General features: G+C 64.4%; 13 protein-coding genes. 6 read left to right on the forward strand and 7 right to left on the reverse strand.

Annotated features, from left to right (window positions below):
- Positions 1 to 249: 249 nt before the first annotated feature.
- The 4 genes from QZ409_RS12345 to QZ409_RS12360 form a co-directional block, all read right to left on the reverse strand.
- Entirely contained in the window at positions 250 to 708 is a 459-nt protein-coding gene (locus QZ409_RS12345) for a hypothetical protein (RefSeq protein ID WP_296711531.1), read from the reverse strand.
- 152 nt (positions 709 to 860) lie between these two features.
- Positions 861 to 1,688: a molybdenum storage protein subunit alpha gene (locus QZ409_RS12350; protein WP_296711533.1), complete on the reverse strand. Its 828-nt coding sequence runs from the start codon at positions 1,686 to 1,688 to the stop codon at positions 861 to 863.
- A gap of 10 nt (positions 1,689 to 1,698) precedes the next feature.
- Positions 1,699 to 2,511, reverse strand: a complete 813-nt coding sequence (locus QZ409_RS12355; RefSeq protein ID WP_296711535.1) for a uridine kinase — start codon at positions 2,509 to 2,511, stop codon at positions 1,699 to 1,701.
- 180 nt (positions 2,512 to 2,691) lie between these two features.
- Entirely contained in the window at positions 2,692 to 3,213 is a 522-nt protein-coding gene (locus tag QZ409_RS12360) for a flagellar hook basal-body protein (protein WP_296711537.1), read from the reverse strand.
- Positions 3,214 to 3,431: 218 nt separating this feature from the next.
- Between QZ409_RS12360 and QZ409_RS12365 the strand changes: the two genes are divergently transcribed.
- Positions 3,432 to 4,388 carry a diguanylate cyclase gene (locus QZ409_RS12365; RefSeq protein WP_296711541.1) on the forward strand — a complete coding sequence of 319 codons (957 nt, stop codon included), beginning with the start codon at positions 3,432 to 3,434 and terminating at the stop codon, positions 4,386 to 4,388.
- A 137-nt stretch (positions 4,389 to 4,525) separates the two neighbouring features.
- A complete protein-coding gene (locus QZ409_RS12370; RefSeq protein WP_296711546.1) occupies positions 4,526 to 6,133 on the forward strand; it encodes an inorganic phosphate transporter in 1,608 nt (535 codons plus the stop codon).
- A gap of 128 nt (positions 6,134 to 6,261) precedes the next feature.
- Here QZ409_RS12370 and QZ409_RS12375 read toward each other — a convergent pair whose 3' ends face one another.
- Positions 6,262 to 6,906 carry a class I SAM-dependent methyltransferase gene (locus QZ409_RS12375; protein ID WP_296711550.1) on the reverse strand — a complete coding sequence of 215 codons (645 nt, stop codon included), beginning with the start codon at positions 6,904 to 6,906 and terminating at the stop codon, positions 6,262 to 6,264.
- A 59-nt stretch (positions 6,907 to 6,965) separates the two neighbouring features.
- Between QZ409_RS12375 and QZ409_RS12380 the strand changes: the two genes are divergently transcribed.
- A complete protein-coding gene (locus tag QZ409_RS12380; RefSeq protein WP_296711553.1) occupies positions 6,966 to 8,528 on the forward strand; it encodes an AMP-binding protein in 1,563 nt (520 codons plus the stop codon).
- Here the strand turns inward: QZ409_RS12380 and QZ409_RS12385 are convergent.
- Entirely contained in the window at positions 8,519 to 8,968 is a 450-nt protein-coding gene (locus QZ409_RS12385; RefSeq protein WP_296711558.1) for an Rrf2 family transcriptional regulator, read from the reverse strand. The two genes, QZ409_RS12380 and QZ409_RS12385, sit on opposite strands and share 10 nt — an antisense overlap.
- Positions 8,969 to 9,167: 199 nt before the next feature.
- On the opposite strand from QZ409_RS12385, the gene QZ409_RS12390 reads away from it, so the two are divergent.
- Both QZ409_RS12390 and QZ409_RS12395 read left to right on the forward strand, forming a co-directional pair.
- A complete protein-coding gene (locus QZ409_RS12390) occupies positions 9,168 to 10,604 on the forward strand; it encodes an MFS transporter (RefSeq protein ID WP_296711563.1) in 1,437 nt (478 codons plus the stop codon).
- 122 nt (positions 10,605 to 10,726) lie between these two features.
- Positions 10,727 to 12,373, forward strand: coding sequence for an alpha-D-glucose phosphate-specific phosphoglucomutase (locus QZ409_RS12395; protein ID WP_296711566.1), 1,647 nt, complete (start codon positions 10,727 to 10,729; stop codon positions 12,371 to 12,373).
- Between the two features lie 140 nt (positions 12,374 to 12,513).
- Here the strand turns inward: QZ409_RS12395 and QZ409_RS12400 are convergent, their stop codons facing one another.
- Positions 12,514 to 14,007, reverse strand: coding sequence for a hypothetical protein (locus tag QZ409_RS12400; RefSeq protein ID WP_296711568.1), 1,494 nt, complete (start codon positions 14,005 to 14,007; stop codon positions 12,514 to 12,516).
- Between the two features lie 278 nt (positions 14,008 to 14,285).
- On the opposite strand from QZ409_RS12400, the gene nadA reads away from it, so the two are divergent.
- The gene (gene nadA, locus QZ409_RS12405) at positions 14,286 to 15,341 is read left to right on the forward strand and encodes a quinolinate synthase NadA (RefSeq protein ID WP_296711609.1); all 1,056 of its coding nucleotides are present in this window, start codon (positions 14,286 to 14,288) and stop codon (positions 15,339 to 15,341) included.
- Positions 15,342 to 15,389 lie beyond the last annotated feature (48 nt).

The following is a 15,389-nucleotide window of genomic DNA, read 5'->3' on the forward strand; positions in this document are numbered from 1 at the left end:
CATATCCACCTGGCTCCTAAGCCAGCGAACCACCCAAGGCTCTAATGGAGACGCGTCAGCGCCCGCCGCTCAATTCCGCGGCGACGCCGTCGATGGCCGCCTTATAGGACCCACCAAGCCCGGCGGTCAAGCAGGTTTTTCGAATTTTTTGCGACAGCGGTGGAAAAATCGAATGGCGCGGCGGGAATTTTTAGGTATTTCTCTTTTTAGAATAATGACTTGCTGCAAACGCAAATTTTATTGCTGCGCTCAAGCAATGCGGATTTCATCCGCCATTTGAGCGAAAAGTTCGCCCCAATTATCGCCCCGCTCGCAACGAAACAGCCGCATGGTCGGATACCAGGGCGAGTCCAAGCGCCCATCGAGCCAGCGCCATTCCGCGATATGGCGCAGCGCAACCCAGACCGGTCGCCCCAAAGCCCCTGCGAGATGACCGATGGACGTATCCCAGGTCACCACGAGATCCAGCTCCATCATCATCGCCGCCGTGTCGATGAAAGCATCGGGACCGGAATCGAACTCTTCTCCGAGGTTTTCGAGCTTTCTGGCCAATTCGGGCGGCAATTCGTCTGCGCGGGTCCCTTTTTGGAGGCAGAACAGACGAACGCGCTCAAGGCTCGCGAAAGGCGTCAGGGCCTCAGGTGGGATAGAACGGCGTGGATCGACGCGGAAATCGACATTGCCGCGCCAGCACAGGCCAATCTTCAAGCCTTGCCCGCGCAACCTTTCGCGCCAGAGGGCCTGCCGGTCTGGTTCCGCGTATAGATAGGGCGACGCCAGAAAAAAAAGCGTTCGCCGGCGAAGCGATTGCTCCGCCGGCGAATTTCATGGCCCTATTTGCGCGTCGGGGGCTTACGCCCTCAGTTATGGCGCGCGCCGGTGTGGATGATGGTGCCGACATGCTCGCCGCGCATGGCGGCCGTGATGCGGCCCGGGACGAGGCCGTTCACGATCTGCACGCGCTCGATGTGACGCGCGGTCGCCATGACCTCGATCAGCGCGCGGTCGAATGGCAGCGCGCCTTCGATCCCCGCCAGCTCCGCCGAGGTCGTCTCGCGGATCAGTTTCGCCTGCTTGCCGTTCGGACCATTCGGATCGGCGTCATAGACGCCATCCACGTCCTCCACGATCGTGAGGCCAGCCGCGCCAAGCGCGTCGGCGAGCAGGAACGCGCCCGTATCGCCCCGGTGAGTCGGGATGCGCGAGTTCGGGAACTCGTGGTGGTGATAGGGCGGAAAGGCGCTGCCGACGACCGCGCGGGCCGCCGCGAGGTGGATCGCGAGCTGGCTGGCGATGGTGGGGTGCTCGATATAGGAGACCCCCTCCGGCGCCAGCAGCGACGCGAGGATGTGGCCGTTCTGGCCCGCCTCGCTCGCGGCGAGCGGCGCCAGCGAGCCGACCGGCAGGCCGAGGTCGAGGCCGACGCCATAGAGATGGCGGGCGCGCACGCCCGCGCCGGTCAGGATAAGCAGGCGGTGCTCGGGCAGGAGCTTCCGGATCTCTTCCACAACGGGCAGGATCGCTTCCGCGCCGCGATCCATGATAGAGCGGCCGCCGATCTTGACGACTTGCAGCCAGGGCAGAATCCGCACCGGGCGCCGGCCGGCGACGGGGCGGGTGAGATCCTTGTCCTGAAGGGTCTGGCGCGCAAGCGGCGAAGCGACGTGCTTGATGGTGTTCTCGGTCATGGCTGTCTCTTTAGCTCGCGGTGATGATCGTGCCGACATGTTCGCCGGCGAGCGCGCGGGTGAGGTTGCCCGGGACGAGGCCGTTCACGACCTGCACCTCGCGGACGTGGCGCGACGATTGCAGCAGATCCAGCATCGGAAACTCGAGGATCGAGTCATGCAGCCCCTGCGCCTTCATCTCGTCGACCGTGATCTTCGGGATGAACTTGGCGTCCTTCGAGGTCTTCGGATTGGCCGTGAAGAGGCCGTCCTCGTCCTTCACGAAGATCATCGCCTTGCAGCCGAACTGCTCGGCGACCAGATAGCAGCCAGCGTCGGTGCGGTAGGGTGGAATGACGCCCTCGGCGGCCGGGCGGGTCCACAGGCCATAGGGCGGCATGCCGCTGAAGACGACCGCGTTCACCTCGGTGAGGTAGAGCGGCAAGGCCGACATGCCGGCGCCGCTGACCAGCGAGATGCCGTATTTCGCCAGAAGCTGCCCCAGAATCGCGGCGTTCTGGTCGGCGACCGATGAGCCAAGCTGGGAAAGCACGCCCGCCGGCAGGTTAAGACCGGCCGCGATCGAATAGAGATGGCGGGCGCGGGTGCCGGCGCCGGTGCCGATCAGCATCTGGTGGTTCTTGCGGGCGGCGACGATCTCGTCCAGCAGCGGGTAGAGACCGGCGCGGCCCCGGTCGATGACGCTCTGTCCGCCAATCTTGATGACCGTCGCTTCCGGCAGGATCCGGAAGTCAGCCGAGGTCTCCGCCGCCGCCAGAAGCTGCGGATCGGTCAGGGAGCGCTGGATGAGCAACGCCTCAAGCTCTGCTGTCGTGTTCGCCATGTGGGCGCCTTTCGTCACTAATATATTCGCGTTTCCGTTCGAGCGAATTGATACCGGGTTCGGAAAGGTCCCACAATATGTGAAAAGGATGCGGCTTTTACCACGTGGGAAAAAACGACAGAAAATACACGATTTTACATTTCCTGTCGGCGAATGGAGCGGGACTCGGCGTGAGCGCGCTCAATTGGGCAGGTGCGACTCGGCCAATTGGCGCAAGACCGGCTCCGCGAGCGGCGATTTGCTTGCGACGGCCCACAGATCGAACGACGCCGGACGGCGAAGATGCGCCACCGAGGAGAAGCCAGCGGCCATCAGCTCCCGCGTCAGCAAAGGGGCGGTGAAGCCGGCATTGACCAGATTGCCGTTCTTGTCGGCGACGAACGAGCCCGAGCGGGTCAGATATTGCTGGCCCCAGGCGTCGGAGACGACGAAAAAGCCATCGCCGGAGATCGCGAGATCCGTGGACGAGCTGGTCCCGGTAAGCGTTCCCTGCTTGGCAATATCGAGGCGGGTGCTGGTCGTCACGCCGCCGGCCGAAGTCTGCCCGACGCCCGCCTCATTGACCAGAGTGGAAAATTCCGTATCGGCCTGCTTGTAGCCCACCGTGCTGGAATTCGCCATGTTCTGGCCGACATTGGTCAGATAGTTGGACTGAGCGTTCATGCCCGTCACGCTGGCGTTCATGGCGTCGTATAGACTCATCTTTCCGTCTCCCAACTGCGTTCGATCGCTTTTTTGCGCCTCAAGGCTTGCGCGAGGCTGGCCGGCCGCTGCGGCCGCAAGCCAGCCAGCGCCCCCGTCCAGGGGCGCCTCGGCCTTAACGCGTCGCTCATCTTTTCGGCCTAGTCTGGGGCTGGAGGCTTGGCTCTTGGCGCCGCCTCGTCTTGGTTTCTGCCCGACGACCATGGAGGAACGGCTCAATGCGCGTAGTGCTCGTGGCGACCCAGCAGCCCCTGAGAGAGTCGATCGCCGCGATTCTGGAGAGGGCGGGCCATGTCGTCGCCGGCTTCGCGGAAACCGCGAGCGCCCTCGCTTATCTGAAGGAAGATCAGGCCGCCAACGCCTTCATTGTGGCCGGCGTGGAAAGCGCCACGGCGGGCATGGATATCTGCCGGGAGGGGCGCCTGCTGGCGAGCTTCCAGCGTCCGATCTACATCTGCCTGCTGTCAGCGCCCTTGTCGTCCGACACTATGGTCGAGGCGCTGGATTGCGGCGCGGACGACGTGCTGCATCTGCCGCTCTCCCCTGACGAACTCCACGCCCGCCTTCGCTCCGCCGAGCGTTTCAACCAGATGCAGCTGAAAATGGTGGAAATGGCGACGCACGACGGGTTGACCGGGATGCTGAACCGCCCCGCCTTCTTCGAGCGGGCCGTCAAAATGTGCCGGGAAACCACGGCGCCGCTCGCCGCCATCATGGTGGACATCGATCATTTCAAGTCGATCAACGACCGCTTCGGCCACGCCGCGGGCGACACGGCCCTTCGCGCCGTCGCCCAACGCCTGATCGGAAACGGCGAACTGGCGGGACGGCTCGGCGGCGAGGAATTCGCCCTGCTGCTTCCGCAGGGCGATCCCGACGACGCCTGGCGCGCCGCCGAGGCCCTGCGCGGCGAGATCGAAGCGCGCGAAATCGCCATTGAGACGGCCACCGTGACGGTGACCTGCAGTTTCGGCGTGGCCATCGGCGCTCCCGGCGACGACATAGACGACCTGCTGAGGCGCGCCGACGCCGCGCTCTATGTCGCCAAGCGCGCGGGCCGCAACCTCGTCGCCTATTTCGACCCCGAGACGCCCGACGTGCCGAACCGGCCCAACAGCGTCATCCGCTGCCATGCGGAGCCGGACGGCCTTCCGCTGCGCCGCGCCGTCGGCTGACGAAGTCGACATTCGGCATTTTTCGAAAATTTGATCGGTTCTCGCGCCGCGCGAGGACCGCCCGGCGCCTTTTGTCATCCGCTTGTAACTTTAGTCGGCTTATTCGCGATCAGTTCCCCCGCCGGAAGAAAGTGATCATGACCGCAGCGACGCAAGACGAGGCCCGACCGGCCGTCGTCCGCCCCAATCTCGACCATCCCGCCGAACCGAAAACCGTCTGGGCCCTGATCGCCATTGGCGTCGCCGCCGTGCTCTACGCCGCCTGGTCGATCTATGCCGACATGGGGCAGGAAATTCACGCAGCCAAGTTCTGGCCCTTCCTCATGCTCGGCGTCGCCCTGCTGATCGCGCTCGGCTTTGAATTCGTCAACGGCTTCCATGACACCGCCAATGCGGTCGCGACCGTCATCTATACCCATTCGCTGCCGGCGAATTTCGCGGTGGCCTGGTCGGGCTTCTTCAACTTCCTGGGCGTTCTGACCTCCAGCGGCGCGGTGGCCTTCGGCATCGTCTCGCTGCTGCCGGTCGAGCTGATCCTGCAGGTCGGCTCGGACGCGGGCTTCTCCATGGTCTTCGCCTTGCTCATCGCGGCGATCATCTGGAACCTCGGCACCTGGTGGCTGGGCCTGCCGGCCTCGTCGTCGCATACCCTGATCGGCTCGATCATCGGCGTCGGCGTCGCCAACGCTCTTATGCGCGGCCGCGACGGAACGTCTGGCGTCGATTGGGCCAAGGCCACTGAAATCGGCTACGCCTTGCTGCTGTCGCCGCTGGTCGGCTTCTTCTGCGCCGCCGGCCTGCTGCTGCTGATGAAGCTCCTCATCCGCAAGCCGGAGCTTTATTCCGCGCCGACCGGCGAAGCCAAGCCGCCGCTGTGGATCCGCTCCCTGCTGATCTTCACCTGCACCGGCGTCTCCTTCGCCCATGGCTCCAACGACGGCCAGAAGGGCATGGGCCTGATCATGCTGATCCTGATCGGCACGGTCCCCACGGCCTACGCCCTCAACCGCTCGCTGCCGGTGAGCCATATCGAGCAATTCGTGCAGTCGTCGACCGCCGCCTCGAAGGTCGTGGACGCCCATGCCTCCGGCTACAATATCATCGGCGATCCGCGCCCCATCGTGACCTCCTATATCTCGCGGCACGAGATCACCGGCGGCACGTTCCCCGCGCTGTCGGTGCTGATCCGGGACATCGCCAATCAGGTGAAATCCTATGGCTCCATCGACAAGGTGCCGCTCGACCAGGTCGGCAACACCCGTAACGACATGTACCTGACGTCCGAGGCGATCCGCTTCCTGATGAAGGACAAGGAAGCCGAGCTTTCGGCCTCCGACACCGCCACGCTCAAGACCTACAAGGGCTCGATGGACCAGGCGACCCGGTTCATTCCGACCTGGGTGAAGATCGTCGTCGCCATCGCGCTCGGTCTCGGCACCATGGTGGGCTGGAAGCGCATCGTGGTCACCGTCGGCGAGAAGATCGGCAAGACCCACCTCACCTACGCCCAGGGAGCCTCGGCGGAGCTGGTCGCCATGACCACGATCGGCGCCGCCGACGCCTTCGGCCTGCCGGTCTCCACCACCCATGTGCTGTCCTCCGGCGTCGCCGGAACCATGGCGGCCAATGGCTCGGGCCTGCAAATGAGCACGCTGCGCAATCTGGCCATGGCCTGGGTGCTGACCCTGCCCTGCGCCATGCTGCTCTCGGGCGGCCTCTATTGGTTCTTCCGCACCATCTTCTGAGCGCAAGCCGAATTTCAACAAACCAAGGGGCGGCCGGAGGGCCGCCCCTTTCTTTTGCGCGAGACGACAAAAAGAAGCGCCGCTCTTGCGAGCGGCGCTTCGGCGTTTCAGAAGATGCGTTAACGCGGTCAGTTCGCTTTGCGCGGGCGCAGCCGGATCATTTTCAGCACGTCGCTGCGGATATATTTCTCCTCGATCACCTCAAGGCCCGCCTCCGCGAAATAGTTCTCGGTGGTCGGCGTATAGGTCGCGGCGAAGGTTCCATTGAGCCAGGCCGACATCAGCTTCTGGCGGGCGCGCACCAGCGGGCGCGGCGAGAGGCGGTAATCGACGATGCGGATTTCGCCTTCCGGCTTGCAGACGCGACGCAATTCGGACAGCGCCGCCGCCTGCTCATGATCCTCGATACAGGCGAAGACGAATGTGGCGACAATGCCGTCAAATGTGTTGTCGGCCCAGTCGAGCCGTGTCAGGTCGGAGCAGCGCAATTCGACCATCATGCCGAGCTTGTCGGCCCGCATCCGCGCGCGCTCCAGCATGGCGGCGCTGGCGTCGCAGCCCGAGGCCTTCACGCCATGCGGATAGGCCACGAAATTGCAGCCAGTGCCGCAGCCGGCGTCGAGAATAGCGCCCGTCAGGCCCTCGAACATGCGGCGGCGCAAGGCGCGTTTCCAGCCGATCTCATAGGGGGCGTCGAGCAGGTCGTAGATCGAGGCGATGCGCTCATAGGTTTTGCGGGCGTTCAGACTTTCGACTTGCATCGATTGAGACATCGGCTTTCCTTTCGGCCGCGATTGATCTCGCCTGCCTATGAAAATCAGGTGACAGCACCATGAAGGTCTGGTCTTTTCGGCCCATGACCTCCCCCCTCAACACCTCTCCCTTCAATCTCGCCGCCTTCTGCCTCGCCGAAAACGCCGCCCGCCATCCGGACAAGACCGCGCTGGTCCTGACCGACGGCGCCCATGACCTGCTCCTGAGCTATGGCGAACTCGATCTCGCCGTGCGCCGCCTCGCCGCGGGCCTGTCCGCGCTCGGCCTGCCGACCGGCGCGCGGGTGATGATCCGGCGCGGCAACGACCTCTTCTATGTGCTGAGCTTTTTCGCCTGCATCGGCGCCGGACTGGTCGCCCTGCCCTCCTCGTCGCAACTCACGGAGGAAGAGGCCGATTTTCTCGCGGCGGATTCGGGCGCCGCCGCGGTCATCTGCTCTGGCGGCCTGACGGCCCATGGCGCGACGATCATCGACGACGCCGAACTCGCCCGGCTCGCCGCTTTTCCGCCGCGCGCCTACGCCGCGACCGCGCCGGACGACCCGGCCTATCTTATCTACACGTCCGGCACCGCCAGCCGGCCCAAGGGCGTGCTGCACGCCCAGCGCGTGATTCTCGGCCGCGCGCCGATGCTGGACCATTGGCTCGGCCTGACCGGGGCCGACATCATGCTGCATGCGGGCGCGATCAACTGGACCTATACGCTCGGCGTCGGGTTGATGGATCCTTTTTCACGAGGCGCGACGGCGGTGATTTACAACGGCCCGGCCGATCCGGGCGTGTGGCCGGCGCTCATCCGGCGTTTTTCCGCGACGCTGTTTGCCGCTGTTCCCGGCGTTTATCGCCAGATGCTGCGGCAGCCGTCCTGCACTGCGGAGAATCTCGCCAGCCTGCGCCACGGTCTCACCGCCGGCGAAGCGCTCGCCCCAGCCTTGCAGGCGCAATTCCGCGAGCGTTGCGGCAAGCCCCTCTATGAGGCGCTCGGGATGAGCGAAATTTCGACCTATATTTCCAGCGGCCCGACCGTCCCGCCCCCCGCCGGCTCGCCGGGCAAGCCGCAGCCGGGCCGCAAGGTCGTCATCCTGCCGCTGGAGGGCGGCGAAACGCCGCTCGCGCCGGGCGAAAGCGGGCTGATCGCAGTCCATCGCTCCGACCCCGGCCTGATGCTCCGCTATTGGAACCGCCCGGAGGCCGAGGCGGAGGTGTTTCGCGGCGACTGGTTCGTCGGCGGCGACGTCGCCGAGATGGACCCCGACGGCTATGTCTGGCTGCACGGGCGCGCCGACGACCTGATGAACGCGCAGGGCTATCGCGTCTCGCCGGCGGAAGTCGAAGCCGTGTTGAGCCATGCGCCGGGCGTCGCCGATGTCGCGGTCGCGGAACGCCGGGTGCGCGAGGATGTGTCCGTCATCTGCGCCTTCATCGTGACGGCGCCGGGCGCGGCGCTCGATGAGCAAGCCCTCGCCCGCCATTGCGCGGAACATTTGGCCGCTTACAAGAACCCAAAGCAATATCTGGCGCTGAAAAGTCTGCCGCGCACCAAGAACGGCAAGATCGCACGGCGCCTGTTGCCCCAGCTTTGGACGCCGGGAGGCAATCCAAAGGCCGCCGATCAGATCTGAAAAGTCAGCGCCGCCTCGAGCGGAGCGCTCAGCGCCCGCATGTCGGCGAGGCTGTGGTTGTCGAGAACCTCGGCAATGGCGTTGCGCGCCTTGACCATCATCAGCCGCACCGCGCAGGCGCGCTCGTCGGAGCAATCGTCGCAGGCCCGGTAGGCGGTGACGCTGGCGCATTGGATCGGGGCCAGCGGCCCATCGAGCACGCGCACGATATTGCCCACGGCGATCTGGCTCGCAGGCCGCGCCAAGGCATAGCCGCCGCCCTTGCCCTTTTTTGAAAAGACCAGGCCGGCGTTGCGCAATTCCGAGAGGATCTGGTCGAGGAATTTCTTCGGGATATTATTGGAATCGGCCATGTCCTGAACCTGCGCCAGCGCGCCCTGCTCCAGCCCGGCGAGATGGACCATCGCCTTCAACCCGTATTTCCCCTTGTTGGTCAGCATGTGCCCCGTTCCCGCGATGTAATATCCGCTGTCCCTTATCGCGACCCGTCGCGATAAGGGAATCCCTCGCATAAGCCCAAAAGACATCAAAAGACGCCCGATTCTCAACGGGCTTTCGGTCGCGTTCGCTCCTAGCCGGTCCTGACAGGCTTCGGCCTGTCAGGACCGGCCTAAGCCGAATTCCACTAAAATAGCAGCATTGATTGAGAAAACCCATAAAGACGATGGAAAAACGCTTGGGGCCTTTTTCGCTTTTGTCGCATGTCCGTGGCATATTCGCGCCATGCAGGCCGAATCGCCCTCCAGATCCATATTCCGCGTCTTCGCCGACCGCAGACTGGCGCTCATGCTGGCGCTGGGCTTTTCCTCCGGCCTGCCCTTCCTGCTCGTCTTCTCGACCCAATCGGCCTGGCTTCGCGAGGTCGGCGTCGCCAAGGAACATATCGGCCTGATGAGCTGGGTGGCGCTGGCCTATTCCTTCAAATTCCTCTGGGCGCCCCTGCTCGACCGCTATGACGCTCCAATCGTCGGCCGCTGGCTTGGGCGGCGGCGCGGCTGGATGGTCCTCACACAAGGCGCGATTGCGCTCTGCCTCTGCGCCCTCGCCTTCGGCGACCCGGCCAACAACCTACTCTACACCATTGGTTTCGCCTTCTGCCTCGGCTTTTTCGCCGCGACCCAGGATGTCGTGATCGACGGCTGGCGCATCGCCGTCGCCCCGCCCGAACAGCAGGGCGAAATGTCGGCGGCGAGCCAGGTCGGCTATAAATTCGCCATTCTTTGCGCCGGCGCCGGCGCGCTTTATCTCGCGCAATTCGCAAGCTGGCGCGCCGCCTATCTCGCCATGGCCGGGATGATGGCCGTGGGCCTCGCCGCCAGCCTGCTGGCGCCTGAACCCGCCGCCCATCTCGTGGCGCGGCGCGACGGCCACGACAATGTCTTTGCTGCCTATGCCGATCCGCTGAAGGATTTCTTCCGTCGCAACGGCCGCTTCGCGCTGCTGTTCCTCTGCCTGCTCGCCATCTACCGCCTGCCGGATTTCGTTTCCGGCGTGATGGCCAATCCGCTCTATATCGACCTCGGCTTTTCCAAGGCCGACATCGCCACGGTTACCAAATTGTTCGGCTTCTGGGTCGGGCTCGGCGGAATCGCCGCGGGCGGAATCGCCGTCGCCCGCTTTGGCCTGATGCCGTCTCTCCTGATCGGCGGTATCGCCGCCAGCGCCTCGCATCTCAGCCTCGCGGCGCTCGCGGCGACGGGCGCCAGCCTGAAGATGCTGACTTTGGCGATCTGCGTCGAGAATTTCGCCGGCGGCTTCGCCGGAACGGCGCTGATCGCCTTCATGTCCTCGCTGACCTCGCCGCTTTACGCGGCGGCGCAATATGCGCTGCTCTCCTCGCTCTACGCCTTGCCCGGCAAGATTTTGGGCGGGTTTTCCGGCTTCGCCGTCGCCGCCTTCGGCTATCCGGCCTTTTTCATCGCCACCTCCTGCATCGGAATCCCCGTGGCCCTGATCTGCGTTGCGGTCTGGCGCGTCCAGTCGCGACAGGAGGCCCAGTCTCGGCGGGACGCTCAAGCGCAGCAGGAGTCCCAAGCGCCGCAGCAAGCCAAAGAGAGCCGGCCCGAACCCGCCTAGCCGTCAACCAAGCCGTCCTTTCGCCAAAAGCCGCGCTGGCGCGACAGCGCCTGAGCTGGCATGAAATCCCCGTCGGCTCGCCCCGGCCCATCGAGATCGAATCCCATACGGAACCCCGCCGCATGACTCTTTCGCTCCAGAACGTCCTGACCATCGCCACGAAACCCTTTCCCGACCAGCGCCCCGGCACCTCCGGGCTGCGCAAGAAGACGAAAACTTTCCAGCAGCCGCATTATCTGGCCAATTTCGTCCAGTCGATTTTCAGCTCGCTCGAAGGTTTTGGGGGCAAGACGCTGGTGGTCGGCGGCGATGGGCGCTTCTTCAATCGCGAAGCGATCCAGATCGTGATCCGCATGGCCGCTGCCAATGGTTTTGGCGAAATCCTGATCGGGCGCGGCGGCATCCTCTCGACGCCCGCCGCTTCGGCGCTCATTCGCGCGGAACAGGCTTTCGGCGGCATTGTGCTCTCGGCGAGCCACAATCCCGGCGGGCCGGACGAGGATTTCGGCATTAAATATAATATTTCCAACGGCGGCCCCGCTCCGGAAAACATCACCGAGGCGATCTTCGCCCATAGCCGGACCATCGAAAGCTACCAGACGATCGAGGCGCCCGATGTCGATCTCGACACGCTCGGCGAGACGCGAGTCGGCGGGGCAATTGTGCGGATCGTCGATCCGGTCGCAGTCTACAAGGCGCTGATGGAAAGCCTGTTCGACTTCCCGGCCATCGCGCAAATGTTCCGCGACGGCTTCACGCTGAAATTCGACGCCATGAGCGCCGTGACCGGCCCCTACGCCAAGGCGATCTTCGAGGATGCATTGGGCGCCGCGCCCGGCAGCGTCGTCAATGCCGAGCCTTTGCCCGATTTCGGCGGCCACCATCCGGACCCCAATCTGGTCCACGCCAAACATCTCTATGATCTCGCCATGTCGGGGGACTCGCCCGACCTCTGCGCCGCCTCGGACGGCGATGGCGACCGCAATCTGATCATCGGGCGCGGCCAGTTCGTCACGCCGTCGGATTCGCTTGCCATCATCGCCGCCAACGCCCATCTCACGCCCGGCTACAAGACCGGCGTCGCCGGGGTCGCGCGCTCCATGCCGACCAGCGGCGCCGCCGATCGCGTCGCGGCAAAGCTGAAGATTGGCATGTACGAGACGCCGACCGGATGGAAATTCTTCGGCAACCTGCTCGACGCCGGCAAGGTCACGATCTGCGGCGAGGAAAGCGCGGGTTCAGGCTCCAACCACGTCCGCGAGAAGGACGGCCTGTGGGCCGTGCTGATGTGGCTCAATATTCTCGCCGCGCGCAAGCAGAGCGTGAAGGAGATCGTGCGCGCGCATTGGGCGGAATATGGCCGCAATTATTATTCCCGCCACGATTACGAGGAAGTGGCGAGCGAAGCCGCCAATGCGCTCATCGCCGATCTGCGCGCAAAACTGCCGGCGCTGGCCGGAACGAGCTTCGGCGCGCTCAAGATCGAGGCTGCGGATGATTTCGCCTATAGCGATCCCATCGACGGCTCGGTCTCCAAACAGCAGGGAATCCGCATTCTCTTCGCCGACGGCTCACGCATCGTCTATCGCCTCTCCGGCACCGGCACCTCGGGCGCGACGCTGCGCGTCTATATCGAACGCTATGAGCCCGACCCGGCGCGGCACGATCTGGAAACGCAGGCCGCTCTCGCCGATCTCATCGCCTGCGCCGAAAAGATCGCGGACATCCAAGGCCATACTGGCCGCGACAAGCCCAGCGTCATTACCTGATTTTCTGTTTCGTCGATTGCGATAAATCGCAATCAACGTCCCCTCGCATAGGCTCGGCCAGAAGCCCGTCGAAAGACGGGCGTCTTTCGACGCCCTTTCGCATTCGCTCCTAACCGGTTCTCGTTGACCGAGAACCGGTCCTAGCGCCGCACAAAAACGGTCGCGATGTCATCGCGAAAAACCTGCCGCCAGTCCGGCGAGCCGGCAAGAATCTGATTGGCTGGCATGACGCTCGGCAGCAGGGTCCAGCCGATCTTCGGATCGGCCAGCAGGGCCGTCAGCGTTTCAGGCTTGCGTCCGGCGAGCGCCAGCGACAGGTCGTAATGCATCATGCCGAACAGTTCGGCGCGGCCATCGACATAGGTCGGCACATGCTGGCTGATCAGAAAGCCGCCGAACCGATCCTCGTTCAGCACCCCGCCCGTGGCGCCGGCGGCGATAGCGGCGTCGAGCGCGGCCTGCGGCGCCGACTCTGCGGGCAGAGTCAGCGGCCCCTGCCGGATCGCCATTCCGGCCGCGACCGCCAGCAGAACAGCGATTCCGAAAGCGGCCAGCGGTCGTTTTTCGCGCGGCAGGCGCGTGACGCCGCCCAGTGCCGCAACCGGCGCGCCGAGCAGCAAAGCGATGATCATCAGGCCAAGCGTCTCCTGCCGCACATGGGCGAGCATGGAATGCAGCAGCGCCGCCAGCAAAGCGACGCGCGGCGCGGGCAGGCGCAACCCGCTCAGCAGAGCCGCGCCGATCCCAAGCAGCAAGATGAATTCGAAATGGCCGAAACCCGCGAAATTTTGCGGGCGCCACTCGACGATCAGGCTCATCGCCGGCCCAAGTTCCAGAACGCCGCGCGCGGCGACGATCACGCCCCAGCCATAGGGATGGATCAGCGCCGCCAGCCCGCAGGCCAAAGCGAAAGCCAGCCAGCGCAGGGCGAGCCGCATGCGCGAACCTTCCGTCCGGGCGAGGGCTTCCCAGGCAAAAAAGGGCATCAGGATGAAGCCGAACAGGAAGGAGCCATGCAGATTAGCCCAGAGCGTGATGAGAAGCGCTGCGGCCCAGCGCGGGGTGCGGCCCTGCTCGGCGGCCTCCAGCAATTGCGCGGCGAACAAAGCCACGACGGGCCAGGCCAGCACATGCGGCCGCGCCAGCAGGTGGAAATTGCCCGCCAGCGCGATGACGACGACGACCGCCAGCGCGAAAAGCCCGCCGGCGCGGCGCTCGACATGGGCGAAGATGATCGCATAGGCCGCGCTGGCCGCGAAAAGGGCGAGCAGCGCCGCGCCGGTCCAGCCTGCGAATTTGAAGGCCAGCGCATAAAGAACCTGCGATAGCCATTCCTTGGCGATCCAGGGCTGCCCGGCCATGGTCCAGGAATAGGTATCGACGGTCGGGAAACGGCCCGAGGCGAGAATGTCCTGCCCGGTGCGGACATGCCAGAGCATGTCGGGATCGGCCAGCAGGCTCGCCATTGACGGAAGAAGCAGAGCGAAAATCCCGAGGCCGGCCAAAATCGCCTGCGGCCAGTCGAGCGGCGGCGCGGCGGCGAGCGGCGGCAGGATCAGGCGGCCCAACAAGGAATTCGACCGCGCTGGCGCATTCCGCGCGGCGGAAACATCAAAAACAGCCGACTCGGTCATGCCGCCATCCCAAAACGAGCGAGCGAAGCCTATATGGAAAAGATTGACGGATTGGTCGGCTGGTGGCGTTTACGCGTGATCGCGGGGCAAAAAAAAACGCCTCGGAGCGGACTTGCCTTTATACTCACAATGAGTATATGTAGGAAGTGTGAACAGGAGAGCATCCTGAAGAGCCGTTTCGACGGCCTTTTTATCGGTTCTAGTTATGCTCAAGCTGAGCATAACAGGGAGTGAGCGTCATGCAGGTTCTTTCGTCTTCGCGTCGTTCGGCGGACCCGATGTCCGAGCAGCCTTCGGCCCAGCCAGGCCCGGCCGCCCTGCGCCATGGCGTCCTTCCGATGCCCAATCTCGCCTGGACGCCTGAAGTGGCCCGCGAGACCGCGCATCTCTATGAAAAGGTCAAGTCGATCATCCCGCCGATCGAATGGCCTTTCCATGCGCCTTATGTGAAGGCGATCAATGAGCTGAAGAAGCAGCGCAACGCCGTCATCCTGGCCCATAACTACCAGACGCCGGAGATCTATAATTGCGTCGCTGACGTCGTCGGCGACTCGCTCCAGCTCGCGCGCCTCGCCGGCCAGTCCGACGCCGATATCATCGTGCAGGGCGGCGTGCATTTCATGGCTGAGACCTCGAAGCTGCTCAGCCCGGACAAGACCGTGCTGATCCCGGATTCACGCGCCGGCTGTTCGCTGGCCGCCTCCATCACAGGAGCGGACGTGCGCGCGCTGCGCCGCAAATATCCCGGCGTTCCGGTCGTCGCTTATGTCAACACCTCCGCCGACGTGAAGGCGGAAGTTGATATCTGCTGCACTTCGTCCAACGCCGTGAAGGTGGTCGAGAGCCTGGGAACCGACACGGTCATCATGGTTCCAGACCGCTTCCTCGCGGCCAATGTGGCGCGCCAGACCAAGGTGAAGATCATCGCCTGGCACGGCGCCTGCGAAGTGCACGAGCGCTTCACCGCCGAGGAACTGCTGCGCTATCGCGCGGACGATCCCTCGATCGAGCTGATCGCGCATCCCGAATGCCCGCCGGAAGTCGTGGATGTCTGCGACTTCTCCGGCTCGACCGCGGCCATGATCGATTACGTCAAGACGCGCAAGCCGAAGCGGGTTCTGCTCGTGACGGAATGTTCGATGGCCGATAATGTCGCGGCGGAAAATCCCGGCGTGGATTTCGTGCGCCCCTGCAATCTCTGCCCGCACATGAAGCGGATCACGCTGCCGAAAATTCTCGACAGCCTTGTCTATATGCGCGAGGAAGTGACCATCGACCCGCTTCTCGCCCTGCGCGCCCGCCGTTCGGTCGAACGGATGATCGAGCTGAAGTGAGCGGGTCCTTCCCTCTCCGCGCGCTCTCCCGCGCGGCGCTCTTTGGCG

It is taken from the genome of Rhodoblastus sp., assembly GCF_019449565.1.
Lineage (GTDB): Bacteria > Pseudomonadota > Alphaproteobacteria > Rhizobiales > Beijerinckiaceae > Rhodoblastus.

What these genes read in the sequence shown, in the direction of transcription:
- QZ409_RS12350 (WP_296711533.1), bottom strand. Translation starts at nt 1,688, where the DNA reads ATGACCGAGAACACCATCAAGCACGTCGCTTCGCCGCTTGCGCGCCAG.
- QZ409_RS12355 (WP_296711535.1), bottom strand. Translation starts at nt 2,511, where the DNA reads ATGGCGAACACGACAGCAGAGCTTGAGGCGTTGCTCATCCAGCGCTCC.
- QZ409_RS12360 (WP_296711537.1), bottom strand. Translation starts at nt 3,213, where the DNA reads ATGAGTCTATACGACGCCATGAACGCCAGCGTGACGGGCATGAACGCT.
- QZ409_RS12365 (WP_296711541.1), top strand. Translation starts at nt 3,432, where the DNA reads ATGCGCGTAGTGCTCGTGGCGACCCAGCAGCCCCTGAGAGAGTCGATC.
- QZ409_RS12370 (WP_296711546.1), top strand. Translation starts at nt 4,526, where the DNA reads ATGACCGCAGCGACGCAAGACGAGGCCCGACCGGCCGTCGTCCGCCCC.
- QZ409_RS12375 (WP_296711550.1), bottom strand. Translation starts at nt 6,906, where the DNA reads ATGTCTCAATCGATGCAAGTCGAAAGTCTGAACGCCCGCAAAACCTAT.
- QZ409_RS12380 (WP_296711553.1), top strand. Translation starts at nt 6,966, where the DNA reads ATGAAGGTCTGGTCTTTTCGGCCCATGACCTCCCCCCTCAACACCTCT.
- QZ409_RS12385 (WP_296711558.1), bottom strand. Translation starts at nt 8,968, where the DNA reads ATGCTGACCAACAAGGGGAAATACGGGTTGAAGGCGATGGTCCATCTC.
- QZ409_RS12395 (WP_296711566.1), top strand. Translation starts at nt 10,727, where the DNA reads ATGACTCTTTCGCTCCAGAACGTCCTGACCATCGCCACGAAACCCTTT.
- QZ409_RS12400 (WP_296711568.1), bottom strand. Translation starts at nt 14,007, where the DNA reads ATGACCGAGTCGGCTGTTTTTGATGTTTCCGCCGCGCGGAATGCGCCA.
- nadA (WP_296711609.1), top strand. Translation starts at nt 14,286, where the DNA reads ATGTCCGAGCAGCCTTCGGCCCAGCCAGGCCCGGCCGCCCTGCGCCAT.